At 36.9% G+C, this 13,414-nt stretch carries 8 protein-coding genes; 3 read left to right on the top strand and 5 right to left on the bottom strand.

Translation table 11 applies throughout. The annotated features are described in order from the left end of the window. Positions 1-3: 3 nt before the first annotated feature. Positions 4-444 carry an rRNA maturation RNase YbeY gene (gene ybeY, locus DXB63_RS00580; RefSeq protein WP_122124427.1) on the top strand — a complete coding sequence of 147 codons (441 nt, stop codon included), beginning with the start codon at positions 4-6 and terminating at the stop codon, positions 442-444. A gap of 187 nt (positions 445-631) precedes the next feature. Further along, positions 632-1,687, top strand: a complete 1,056-nt coding sequence (locus tag DXB63_RS00585) for an acyltransferase family protein (protein ID WP_122124428.1) — start codon at positions 632-634, stop codon at positions 1,685-1,687. Between the two features lie 728 nt (positions 1,688-2,415). Here the strand turns inward: DXB63_RS00585 and DXB63_RS00590 are convergent. Beyond that, positions 2,416-3,927, bottom strand: a complete 1,512-nt coding sequence (locus tag DXB63_RS00590; RefSeq protein ID WP_122124429.1) for a GH3 auxin-responsive promoter family protein — start codon at positions 3,925-3,927, stop codon at positions 2,416-2,418. A gap of 141 nt (positions 3,928-4,068) precedes the next feature. Between DXB63_RS00590 and DXB63_RS00595 the strand changes: the two genes are divergently transcribed. Then, positions 4,069-5,079: an ATP-dependent 6-phosphofructokinase gene (locus DXB63_RS00595; protein WP_122124430.1), complete on the top strand. Its 1,011-nt coding sequence runs from the start codon at positions 4,069-4,071 to the stop codon at positions 5,077-5,079. Positions 5,080-5,173: 94 nt separating this feature from the next. Here the strand turns inward: DXB63_RS00595 and DXB63_RS00600 are convergent, their stop codons facing one another. From DXB63_RS00600 to fabF, 4 genes are all read right to left on the bottom strand, one after another. Next, complete coding sequence (locus DXB63_RS00600) at positions 5,174-7,483, bottom strand: PKD domain-containing protein (protein ID WP_122124431.1); 2,310 nt, start codon at positions 7,481-7,483, stop codon at positions 5,174-5,176. Between the two features lie 11 nt (positions 7,484-7,494). Then, the gene (locus tag DXB63_RS00605) at positions 7,495-11,016 is read right to left on the bottom strand and encodes a choice-of-anchor J domain-containing protein (protein ID WP_122124432.1); all 3,522 of its coding nucleotides are present in this window, start codon (positions 11,014-11,016) and stop codon (positions 7,495-7,497) included. 296 nt (positions 11,017-11,312) lie between these two features. Then, positions 11,313-12,143, bottom strand: a complete 831-nt coding sequence (gene rnc / locus DXB63_RS00610; RefSeq protein WP_199604128.1) for a ribonuclease III — start codon at positions 12,141-12,143, stop codon at positions 11,313-11,315. Positions 12,144-12,146: 3 nt separating this feature from the next. Further along, complete coding sequence (gene fabF / locus DXB63_RS00615) at positions 12,147-13,409, bottom strand: beta-ketoacyl-ACP synthase II (protein ID WP_122124434.1); 1,263 nt, start codon at positions 13,407-13,409, stop codon at positions 12,147-12,149. Between the last annotated feature and the right edge of the window lie 5 nt (positions 13,410-13,414).

Consider the following 13,414-nt stretch of genomic DNA (forward strand, 5'->3'; position numbering starts at 1 on the left):
ATCATGGCAATCAGTTATCAAACAGACGGGGTGAAGATGCCCGCCATAAAAAAAAGAGAAACCACCGCTTGGATAAAAGCCGTAGCAGCTACTTATAATAAGAAAGTCGGTGAAATAGCTTACATCTTCTGTTCTGACGAAAAGATTCTGGAAGTAAACAAAGAATATCTGCAACATGACTATTATACGGACATTATTACTTTCGATTACGACGAAGGAGACATCATTTCCGGAGATTTGTTTATCAGCTTAGATACCGTGCGCACTAATTCCGAACAATTCGATACAGAATATGATGAGGAATTGCATCGCACCATCATTCATGGTGTTCTTCACCTTTGCGGCATCAATGACAAAGGTCCGGGTGAACGGGAAATCATGGAAGCTGCGGAGAACAAAGCATTGTTTTTGCTAAAGGAAATGAGGACATACCAAAAGTCTTAACTCTCTATCTTTTAGGCACGGATTATGTGGAAAAGAGCAAAGAGGAATCTGTGTAATCCGTGCCTGAAGAATGATAAAAAGATAGCTGATTTTAGACCGGTAAACAGGTGACGGCTATCACTTAATAAAACGACATTATTCATCTATTCAGATGAACTGACAACATAAACCAAAGAAAACAGGCATCATGACAAACGAAGAATTGCAATCAAAAATAATTTCTTTTCTGAGATTTCCATTAATCGTAGGAGTCGTATTCATTCATAGTGATATCATAACGGTAGTCAACGCCGATTTTCCTAACAAACTGAATCCGTCAGTATGGGTTCAAATGATTATCAATCTATTCAGTGACATCTTACCTGGCATTTGCGTTCCTTTATTTTTCTTTATTTCCGGTTTCCTCTTTTTCTATCGTCCCGGAACATACAGCAGTAAACTGAAAAAGAGGTTTCATACGTTACTCATTCCCTATCTTATCTGGAACTTCTTGGGCATCATATCCATTATCATCAGCCATTTTGCCATACCCGAATATACAAAATGGTCACAATTAAATGAATGCTACAATGCCGTTTTACATATTATTCTACCTTATGATCTTCCCCCCAATCGCCCACTTTGGTTCATACGCAATTTAATTTATGTAGCGTTATTAAGCCCGTTCATAAAGTTCCTATTCACAAGCAAATACAAACTGCCCATTCTTGTTTTAGTGTGCATTACTTGGGTAGCCAATTCAAATATAGGTTTGATAGACAACAAACTTATTGCAACCTTCTTATTTTTCAGTGCCGGAAGCTATTTCAGCCTGAATAAACTGAATATTGTCGATACAATGGGAAAAATAAACATTCTCTGTTATATTACTTATCCTGTACTCGTTATCATCAATTTATTATTTCCCGAAACAGCAATAGCAGCTTATGCTTATAATGTATCCATTCTCACAGGTATAGTATTTACGATGAATCTATGCGAGTTATTAATCCGAAAAGAAAAGATACAAATTCATCCGCTTTTAACGGAAAGTAGTTTTTTTATCTTTGCACTGCATGGTTTGATTATCAGTAAAATTATAAAATTAAGCATACTCATGCTTCATCCGCAATCGTCATTGTATCTGCTAATAATCTACTTTTCCATACCGATTCTCACGATTGCTATATCGTTATTCATATACTCTTTAACTAAAAAACTTTTCCCTCGGTTAACATCTGTCTTAACAGGGGGAAGAAACTAATTTAAACCTTATGCGAAATCCTGATGTAGTGCTATCCACAAGTATGGATCATTCTTTTTGTGTATGTTTTCATAATTGCATTCGGGTTGCCTTCACTTATCACGATTTGGATATAAATCTCTACTGAATAGCAGGTTACAGTGAAAGTACTTTTTTTTAGTTAAGAATCGGGAGTTGAGCATGGATCATTCTTTTTGCTCTCCTATTTTTACTGTTACAAATAATAGTAAAAAATATGTATGCACTATAATTCACTACGTATCAACGTTATACATTCAAATGGTGAAGAGGTGAAGATAGTTTCAACCTTTTTTGATTACGTCAAATAATCCATAAAAACGCCGCAGGTCTTGAAATAGTTAAGAGGTAATAGTAAATAAGCATACGGTCGATTGATGATAAACGATAGGAGTTTGTAATCAATCGACCGTATGTCTATTTACAATCGTCTAGACGTTTTTTTAAATCAACTCGATGATTGATTGCGATCAACCCGATGTTTTTTAAAAACATCAAGGTCATTTTTTATAAGCCTCATAACTTTTCCTAGGAGAAGAGCCACATCACCCCTTTGAGCGTTACCTCTCACTAAAGGGAGTATCAGCTTACACTCCCTTAGGCGTAAGGCAACACTCAAGGGGACGTTTTCACTACCTAATTATATCTTTAAGAAGTGAAAATAATAAAGCTATTTTGGGATAACTCGTTATAAATTAGAATACTGAGACCTATTCTTGATTCAAAAAAAGCATCTCTTCAATGTGTTTTCGATTGTTGCTTAGACGAGGCACCTTATGTTGACCTCCAAGTTTGCCTTTCTGTTTTAGCCAATCATGGAATAAATTTCTGCGGGCAATAATTACTTCCAATGGTTGTAAAGCAATGTCTTTATATCTTTTGGCCTCATAATCCGAATTGATTTCTTTTAGTGATTTATCCAATGTTTCGGTAAAAAGCTCGATAGAATCGGGCATTTTAGAGAATTCAATCAGCCATTGATGACGGCATTTTGCATTCTCATCCATAAAGACCGGTGCTGCAGAATATTCCAAGACTTGAGCTCCGGTAGCCTGACATGCTTTTGCCAATCCTTTTTCTGCATTGTCAATAATCAGTTCTTCGCCAAAGGCATTGATAAAATGCTTGGTACGTCCCGTAATAACAAATTTATATGGATTCTTAGATGTGAATTTTACGGTATCTCCTATCATATACCTCCATAATCCGCATGAGGTACTGATAATCATGGCGTAGTTTTTATTCAGTTCTATATCTTCCAAACAATATGTTTTTGGATTCTCCTTATCCAGTTCATCCAATGGCATAAACTCATAGAAAATGCCATAATCTATCATTAGAAGCATGGATGGATCGGAAAGATCATTTTGTACGCCAAAGAAGCCCTCCGAAGCATTATAAGTTTCTACATAATGCATTTTGTCGGACTTGATAATCTGGCGGTATTGTTCACGATAAGGTGCAAAGCTTACTCCTCCATGGAAAAAAACCTCTAAATTGGGCCATACCTCTTCCAAACTTTGTTTCCCTTTTATCTCAAGTACCCGTTTTATGACGACAAGCATCCAGGATGGCACGCCCGATAAGTTTGTGATGTTTACATTAATTGTATTTTGAGCAATCTTTTCAATTTTATTTTCCCATTCACTCATTAGAGCTATTTCCTTGCTTGGAACTCGTATAAGATTGATTGCAGCGCTAACGTTTTGTATAAGAATGGCAGAGAGATCTCCTACCAACGTGTGTTTCTGATTGAAATTCGGACTATGACTACCACCCAGAATAAGTCCCTTTCCTGAAAAGAAATGACTATTAGGGTTCATCCTTAAATATAGAGCTACAGTATCTTTCCCTCCTCGATAATGAATATCTTGCAATGCCTCTTTGCTGACCGGAAGGAATTTGCTTTTATCATTGGTCGTACCGGATGATTTGGCAAACCACCGGATTCTAGACGGCCATAGAAGATTATTTTCCCCGGACCGTAACCGTTCTACATAAGGTTTTATATCGTCATATGTTTGTAAAGGAACTTTCTCTTTGAAATCATTGTAGTTTTTGATACCGGCATAGTTATATTTCTTTCCCCACTCGGTATTTGAAGCATCATGAAGCAATCTTCGGAGTACGTTTTCCTGTATCCGATAGGATTGCGTTGCATATAGGTCTATTTCTTTTAGCCTTGAGTTAAACAGTTTACTAATAAATTTTGTAGAATTCATTATGGTAATAGAATTACTAATATCATGCAAAAATAGGTTTATTTATTAATATAAAGGAGTTAAGAGTTATTTTTTTTGAAGAATTCAATAATACTTCTATTTTTTTTTATCTTTACGGCAATATATTTAGGTGGTGAAATTATGAAGATAGGAATATTAACTTCCGGAGGCGACTGCCCGGGCATAAATGCTACAATTCGTGGCGTATGTAAAGCTGCCATTAACCATTATGGGATGGATGTAGTAGGCATTCATAGTGGTTTTCAGGGTTTATTGGATAATGACGTAGAGATTCTTACCGATAAGTCTTTATCCGGTTTGCTTAATATGGGAGGCACGATATTAGGTACCTCCCGGGAAAAACCTTTCAAAAAGAAGACTTCTCCGACGGACGTGGATAAGCCGGCGATTATCCAGAACAATGTGAAAGAATTAGGACTCGATTGTATTGTTTGTATAGGAGGAAACGGTACACAGAAAACTGCTGCAAAGTTGGCCGGTATAGGCTTGAATGTAGTGTCTGTACCGAAAACTATCGATAATGATATTTGGGGAACTGATTTTTCTTTTGGATTTGATTCGGCAGTCAGTATTGCAACGGATGCGATAGATCGTTTGCACTCAACAGCCAGTGCCCATAAACGTGTGATGGTAATAGAGGTGATGGGGCATAAAGCCGGCTGGATAGCTTTATACTCAGGTATGGCAGGCGGTGGAGATATAATTCTTATTCCGGAGATTCCATATGATATAAAGAACGTAGGAGGAACGATAATTGATCGTCTCAAACGTGGGAAGCCATATTCCATTGTTGTAGTGGCCGAAGGAATTTTGACCGATGGGAAAAAACGTGCAGGCGAGTTTATAGCACAGGAAATAGAATATGAAACCGGATTTGAAACACGCGAAACAGTGTTGGGGTATATTCAACGCGGCGGTTCGCCTACATCATTCGACCGTAATCTGGCTACTCGTATGGGTGGTCATGCTACGGAATTAATAGCAAATGGGGAGTTTGGACGTATGGTTACTTTATGTGGCGATACGATAAAATCTATTCCTTTATCAGAAGTGGCGGGAAAACTTAAACTTGTAACTGAAGATCATGATTTGATTGTTCAGGGTAATAGGATGGGAATATGTTTTGGATAAAATATTAAAGGAGTTGATAACCCCTGTTTTAATGCATTCACCCCTGCTACGGTTTTGTAACAGGGGTGAATTGTTTCTGTTTTGTTGTTTAAACTTAATATTTAAGTCCCTTTAATACTCTATTCCCTACTTGAATTAAGTAAATTCCTGTATCCCAATTAGAACAATTAATTTTAATATTCTGTTCCAATGGCGTTGGTTTATAACTATAAACGATTTTACCCGCTACATTTGATACCTGTATATTCTTAGTATTCGCAGGAATGGATAAAATAAATTCATCGGAGAATGAAGTCGTATTAATCAAATTCTCTTTTTCTTTTATACTAATCTGGCTTGGATTACCTTTCGATTGTATAAGTTCTACGTTTACTTCGTCCATTCCATCGGTAATAGTCAGAATGGCTTTTCTTTCCGTTTGTTCTTCCGGTAATTTGTCATAAGCGATTCTTATTGTGTCTAAAGTCAATCCGTTAGGTTTGCTTGTAATTCTGCACCAGTCTTGGTCGATTTTAATCGGTGTTTCATAACCACAATAAGAAAAGAATGCTAATTCTGCCACTCCTGCATCTTTGCCCACTTTTAACGGAACCTCAGAAATAGGGGCTAATACAGAATGAACAATGGCAGGAGCTACTAAATATGATGTATGGTTCTGCCCGGCCGGGAAGAAATCACTTGCGGCTTTCCATTCATCTTTATGTTTTAAATAAGCTGTGTTTCCATGATCTCGGAAATTTGCTGTTGCCATACGTACATCCACTCCATCATTCTTTTCAGGTATTCCACTTATTACGATGAAGAATTCCTCATTTATGCTTACAGGTTTGCTGAATTCAAAAGTAGTCGGTGGAATGCTTGTTCCTCCTCCTGTCTCCAATTCGAAAACTCTCCATGAAGATGACTCCAATACTTCTCCGGGTAATCCGTTTTCACTTTTGCATAGTTTTACACTTACATCGGCTATTTGGTCGAGTAGTTCTGTTGCTGTTGCCTTAGTGAAATAAGCATTTACTCCATACACCATAATAGGGCGTGAAGGTTTTGAAAACTTTTCAGCATATTCGGTTATCTTCATCTTATTTGTTCCCGGAAAACTGCCATAGCCGTCTCCCAAATCAAAAGTGAATGGAGTATCATTCGGTTGAAAATTGGAAATAAGTCCGCTATATTCAACAGAAACATCTAATGAAGTACTAGAACTTCCATGCTGATTGGATACATCCAAGCTCACATTTTGATCATGTAAAAAAGTATAGTTTACATTCGGATTTTCTTCTGAACTGGTAATTGTTTGTGTTCCATCCTCACCGATTCCTGTAAATTCCCACATTCGTTTTGTAGGATAGTGAAGTGAATTGTCTTTATATTGTACGGTAACAAGAGGAGCAATCATCGGATGGCGAGTTGAGAAGTATCTGAATGTAGCCGGCGGTAAAATATCGGCAACAGGCTTTTCTCCTGTTACTTCTACAAATCCTGTTTTTGTTATGATATCGCTTCCATTCGAATTACTGACAGTCAGAGATATATCATAAGTACCATCTTTTGTGTAATAAACGGTTGGATTTTGTTGTGTTGACGAAGAAGGAGTACCTCCGGGAAAATTCCATAGCCAACTATCGGGTTCACCAACCGAAAGGTCTGTCAAATAGATTGTTTCACCTGTTTTTACTTCTACTTTCTCAATCACTTTCGGGGTGGAAATGGTAATGCCGTCTATGGCAAACTCTCCCATGTATCCATTATACACCCATTGTAAATAAACCGTTTTTCCGGCATAAGCCGATAAATCCTTCTTAATATATCTCCATACCCAGTTTTTAGGTTCTTTTTCGTCATCACTATTCCATAATGGCAACCATTGGTCGTTATCCATAGATATGTTTAAAGTGAGCGTACAATAACCTTGATTTAAACTGAGTGAATATCCTGCATAGAAAGATATATCAGCATTGGCAGGAACAGTTATAGCATTACTTGTGGCTGTAGCCTGCCCTCTATCTCCATAACGATAAGAACCTTCTATAAATAATGAGGTTATATTAGTGTTATCTATTGTAGAGAAGCTTTTAGACTCCTCCATAACTTTGTTTTCCCATACTATAGAAGGACTTTCGGATGCTAATTTCCAATAATCAGTACCCTTATCAAAGTTTTCTTCCCAGAATATTTCTGCACTTGCTTCTGATTTTACACTAAAATCGGCCTTTAGTGACGCATCCGTAGCCTTAGAAAGAACAAAGGACGGTGAAAGCGTTTTCTCCTTAAATGATAAAGCCGGAGATTGCTTCAGTGCTTTTTGTATGTCAGCCTTGCTTTTAACAGGTTCTAATGTTTGTCCGAATGCAAATGTTCCATATGTGCATGATAATGCTAATAAATAAATTAAATATCGTTTCATAGTTATCTGTTTTAGAGTTTAGATATTTTTATTTGTTGAATTGTTTTCCCATCATAAGCTTGAATTATATATATACCTGTCGGTAGCTTTGATAGACTTACATTGTCTGTTACATCTTCAACACCCATAATTAAAGTTCCCGCAACATTAAAGATCAAGATTCTTTTGATTGATCCGTCAGTAGGAACTATCAGACTTTCTTTTTGCGTATCGTAATATAATTGAGATTGTCTGTTATCCGGTGAGATACGATCCGGATTGACGCCTGCCTCAATCGGGTCGGAGACTGTTTCAGCACTCGTTTTCCCATCTGCTATTGCCGTTATGGTATATCTGTATGTTCCAAATGGCTTTTGTTCATTGTCAATAAGAGTGGTTTCTTTTAGGTTGTCCGTTAAAATAACCTCATCAGGACTTCTCACAATTTTGTAGTGAAGATCATCCGGATTTATCCAACCGTTATTAATACCATTAGTTGGAGCTTTAAAACTAAGAATAACGGTAGATGGGTCATCAGAAATAGTGCATGTTAATTCTGTAACAGGATTAGGAGTATCCGGACCTACCCATTCGGTTTCGATAAAGGTTTCAGGGCTGATGTACTGGTCAATATAAGTGATAACTTTATACTGATACTTGCCCGGTTCCTCTATACTATCGTCAATATAAGTTTCCTTAACTCCGGGAATCGGATCATTGAAAGTCTGTAAGAGTTGTGTACCTTTATACAATTCTGCTTTAGTTAAACGGTTTATTGGAAGTCCTGTATCGGAAACTGTTGTATTCATCCAAGAAACAGTCACAGCTAAAGCTCCATTTTCGTCAGGAGTAGCATTTAGTTCAGTAACACCGGCGGGCATATTTATTTCTTCTACAGCTATATCATCAATATAAATAGAAGAACTGGAGCTAGTTTCTTGATAACAATTTATCCCTATATTCCAATATCCGTCTTTGTCGACTTGGAAAATAACTTCTTGAGTTCTATAGAGGGCATAGTCTACTTTAATATCTGACATTAGAATATGGTTTTGCTCATCCGCGGTATTTCCCTCCCCTATAGTAACCTTTAAAGTTCTTGTATAATCCGGGCTGGTTGCAAAATCCAATTTCGTTAAGAAAGAAAGTTTATATTTCTGATTAGCCTTTAGTTTTAAGTTTGGCGTTATCAACCACTCATCAGCGGAATCTCCTCCATAATATTCCATTTTAGGGGATACTGATTTTGGCCAATCTGTCCAATGCCACTTATAATTATCCTCATTACCATCTATAATAGTGAAGAATTCTGTATTTTCTTTCTGTTCAAAGTCTTCGTTGAAAGGAATATTTTTTCCTCCTCCGGCAACTATACGCTCAGAAGTGGTTGGTGAACCAGTTCCGGCAGAAGAACATGGAGTAATGGTATAAGTATATCCGTTCAGCTCTTCTATATTATCTATATAAGGTAAAGCTCCCTTATAAGCTTCTTCTAGAATCACTTCACCCGGATTACGTACTATTAAATAATTCAGAGAGGTTAAATCTATCCATCCGTCATTTTCTCCTGTTACAGGAGGGGTGAAGTTGATGGTGACGTTTTCTCCTTCTACCGTAATATTGAGATCTGTTATGGCTCCGGGTACATCTGCACCTATCCATGGGGAACTAACGGTTGCTTCTTCGCCTGCTTTATCTCCAATATAACTAATTACTTTATAAGTATATTTACCCGCTTCAGGAAGCTCTGTGTCTATATAGCTCTCTTCTGCACCAAGTTCAGGATTATCAAAAGTATTTAATAGTTCTGTTCCTCTGTATAATTCTACCTTCGATAGGAAGTTTATAGGTGAACCCGCTGCTGATAAAGCACTGTTCTTCCATGATATGGTAGCAGCTAAAACTCCATTTTCTTCCGGTAATACGGTCAAATCGCTGACTTTTTCCGGTGTGAGTTCTTCTTCTTCAACTGAAATGTCATCAATATATATGGTTTCGTAATTAGTGTCTCCAAAACAATTGAATCCTATATTCCAGAAACCATCTTCTTTTACAAAGAAACGTATTTCTTGTTTTTCATATATTGCATAATCAACAATAATTTCATCTTTCAATATTTGGTTTTGACTTTCTATAGTCGCTCCTTGCCCCAATGTTATTTTCAAAGTTTTCGTATTCTCGGCGTATCTTGCATTTGCTATTCGGGTATAGAATGTAAGTTTGTAGTTTTTATTAGTCTGAAGGTTAAGTCGTGGAGTAATTAACCACATATCAATAGGTGATGTTCCTCCCCAGTATTGTGCGGCTTTCTCTGTAGAAGCGTAACTCCAATTACGATCACCTTTCCCATCAATAGAAGTGAATAAGTCAAAACTCTCACTTGTATCAAAACTCTCAGAATAAGGAATATCTTTGGCCGTACCCGCAACTACTTTATTGGAAATAGTTGAGTTACCTTGTCCTACTTGATTATATGGTATGACAGTATATGTATAGCTGGCTAACTCGTTTACTGTATCCATATAAGGTATATTCCCTTTGTATGCTTCCTCCAGAGTTACATTTCCGGGGTTACGAAGTATTTTGTAAGAAAGTTCTTGTGTGTTAACCCATCCATCATTTTTCCCTTTTGTCGGTGGAGTAAAATCTACAGAAACTGTTTGCATGTCTGCCGTAGCAATTAAATCTGTAACAGCATTAGGAGTATCTTCTCCAATCCACGGTGACGTAACATTCTTAGGCGTACCAAGAGCATCACCGTCTTCGTTAAACGGAACGACCTTATATACATATTTCCCCGGCTGTTCTATTTGATTATTATCTGTCCATTCTACCGGATTGCCAATCGATGTATTTAAGAGAGTTTCAATAAGAGCTCCGTCGCGATATATCTTAGTACCCGATAATGAAGATAATTCTCCTCCCATATTGTTGGTAGAAGGATTTGTCCATGATAAATTGGCTGTTAATGCTCCATTTTCTCCGGCTGTAACCTTTAGATCATTGATTGGAGCCGGATATGTCGCTTCTGTGGTTATATCAATCTGCTTAATATAAAGATTGCCTTCCCATGCACCACTATAACAGTAAAATCCAATATACCATATTCCTGATTCAGAAACAGAAAAAGACGCTTCTTTAGTAGCATAATAACTGATTATGCAGTTTTCATCCTTGAATAGTTCTATTGTTTGGACTTCTGGTGTTTTTTCATTTCCAATAGTGACTTTGAGTTTTTCTTTCTCCATCCTATAAGGTCTCTCTGTCTTAATTAGGAAACTCAATTTATATGCTTTCCCTTTTGTTAATTGGAGCCCAGGTGTAAATAACCAATCATCCCCTGGTAAGCTCTTGTCAAATTTGTAAACAACCTCTTGCTGATCATTTAAGCCCCAACTGCTTCCTTCATTTAAATCAAGGATAGTCCAATCACGATTAAATATCTCTTCGTCTGAGAAATCAAAAGAGTAAGGGATTGTTTCTTGTGCATAACTGTTAATCGTTATCGTAGATAAAATAAACGATAAAATGTAAAGTAAAATAGTTCTCTTCATACACGTATAGTTTTAGTTTGTTAATAATTCTAAGTCGTATCGTGTTTAAAATAAAATGAATATAGTTAATTCAGATGAGTGCATATGCAAATATAATAAATTATTTTAATACTAGTCAACTTTATGTAAAATAATTATATATTATACTTAATATATGATGTAATGTAAGAAAATAAGGCTAATGCAGAATGATTTATTATTTTGGAATAAATCTTCGTTTAAAGCATACACGGTATGAAATGTAAGAATAGAGTATTAAAGTGAAAAAAGGAAGAAGCAATAGATTCGCTTTCTTTCTATTTGTTTTCTGTAGAGGTAATGTCTTCTATGTCAATAATAGTAGATACTTCCGTGATTTTAGATTCAGCTTTATTCTGAATGCCTGCCATAAACTCAGTATCACTTTTTATCTTTTTGAGTGCCATTTGAGCCGCATTCTGTTGAGACTCTTTTTTGGAATAACCTATTCCTGTTCCTCCTGATATACCTTCTATGAGTACTTCTGTTTGGAATACGGGATTACTACTATGATCTTGAAATTGTTCTATCAATTCAAAAGAAACGGTGAATTTGTTCTTTTGACTCCATTCTATGAGCTTTGATTTAAAGTTGACTTCTTTACGTGCTATTTTATCAAGGTTAAGATAACGGTCGATAATTCGTTCCTCCATGAAATGCTTGCACACTTCATAACCTTTATCTAAATATATGGCACCAATTAAAGCCTCAAAAGCATTTCCGCACATATAACTATTATGTGAAGAGCTACGGGTGGAAGATTTTATTAACTTGTCAAGTCCGATTTCTACAGCCAGTTTGTTAAGTGTTTCACGTTGTACAATTTTTGAGCGAGTATTAGTTAAAAATCCTTCTCTCTTTCCTTCGAATTTATTGTAAACAATATCTGCTACAACAGCATCTAAAATAGCATCACCTAGGAATTCCAGACGTTCATTATTAACTAAACGACCCTTGTCAGACTTTACAGAAGATGATTTATGAAGTAAAGCCTGTTCGTAGATACGAATATCTCCGGGATAGAAACCAAGTATCTTATGAAAACAAAGATAAGACTCTTTATCCTTTCGGAAAAAGGGTCTTATCCAATTTGTTATAGTATGCAACACGATTTATTCTGCGTATTTCTTAAAAATTACACAAGCGTTGTGTCCGCCGAAACCGAATGTGTTTGATAAGGCAACATTTACTTCACGCTTTTGAGCTTTGTTGAAAGTAAAGTTAAGATCGTAATCAATGTTTTCGTCATTATCTCCTTCTTCATGGTTGATAGTCGGAGGAACAATTCCGTTTCGAATAGCAAGAATACTTGCTATTGCTTCTACTGCTCCGGCAGCACCTAAAAGGTGTCCTGTCATAGATTTAGTAGAACTGATGTTTAGTTTGTAAGCATGGTCGCCAAATACTTCTTTGATTGCTTTTACTTCTGAAACATCTCCTACAGGGGTAGAAGTCCCGTGAACATTGATATAGTCTATTTCTTCCGGTTTCATTTCGGCATCTTCCAATGCATTTTCCATAACTAATCTTGCTCCTAATCCTTCCGGATGTGAAGCTGTCAGATGGTATGCATCAGCAGACATTCCGGTTCCTACGATTTCTGCGTAGATTTTTGCACCGCGTGCTTTGGCATGTTCCAATTCTTCAAGAATGATGCAACCACCACCTTCACCCATTACAAAGCCGTCACGGCTTGCACTGAATGGACGAGATGCTTTCTGAGGTTCATCATTACGGGTTGATAACGCATGCATTGCATTGAAACCTCCTACGCCTGCCGCTGCAATTGCTGCTTCTGAGCCTCCGGTGACAATAGCATTCGCTTTGCCCAAACGAATATAATTGAATGCATCGGAAATAGCGTTAGTGGAAGTTGCGCAAGCCGAACAAGTTGCAAAGTTAGGACCGTGAAATCCATACATAATGGATATTTGTCCGGCAGCAATATCGGAAATCATTTTAGGTATGAAGAATGGATTGAATTTAGGACCGTTTTCTTTATTCAAGGCGTAATTCCCCACTTCTTCTTCAAAAGTACGGATACCACCGATTCCGGCTCCAAATATAACTCCTATTCTGTTTAAATCCTCATTTTCGACATCAAGGCCTGAATCTTCAACTGCTTCTTTGGCAACAGCCACAGCATATTGAGTATACAAATCCATCTTTCTCGCTTCTTTACGATCCATGTATTTGTTTACATCAAAACCTTTTACTTCACATGCAAATTGAGTTTTAAAGAGTGAAGCATCGAAATGAGTAATAGGTCCTGCTCCGCTTACACCATTAATAAGATTGTTCCAAAATTCCGGAACAGTATTACCAAGGGGAGTAATGGCACCAAGACCTGTTACTACAACTCTTTTTAATTCCATATTCT

The sequence above is a fragment of the Bacteroides sp. OM05-12 genome (genome assembly GCF_003438995.1).
GTDB lineage: Bacteria > Bacteroidota > Bacteroidia > Bacteroidales > Bacteroidaceae > Bacteroides.

What these genes read in the sequence shown, in the direction of transcription:
- DXB63_RS00605 (WP_122124432.1), bottom strand. Translation starts at nt 11,016, where the DNA reads ATGAAGAGAACTATTTTACTTTACATTTTATCGTTTATTTTATCTACG.
- DXB63_RS00595 (WP_122124430.1), top strand. Translation starts at nt 4,069, where the DNA reads ATGAAGATAGGAATATTAACTTCCGGAGGCGACTGCCCGGGCATAAAT.
- fabF (WP_122124434.1), bottom strand. Translation starts at nt 13,409, where the DNA reads ATGGAATTAAAAAGAGTTGTAGTAACAGGTCTTGGTGCCATTACTCCC.
- DXB63_RS00590 (WP_122124429.1), bottom strand. Translation starts at nt 3,927, where the DNA reads ATGAATTCTACAAAATTTATTAGTAAACTGTTTAACTCAAGGCTAAAA.
- DXB63_RS00585 (WP_122124428.1), top strand. Translation starts at nt 632, where the DNA reads ATGACAAACGAAGAATTGCAATCAAAAATAATTTCTTTTCTGAGATTT.
- ybeY (WP_122124427.1), top strand. Translation starts at nt 4, where the DNA reads ATGGCAATCAGTTATCAAACAGACGGGGTGAAGATGCCCGCCATAAAA.
- DXB63_RS00600 (WP_122124431.1), bottom strand. Translation starts at nt 7,483, where the DNA reads ATGAAACGATATTTAATTTATTTATTAGCATTATCATGCACATATGGA.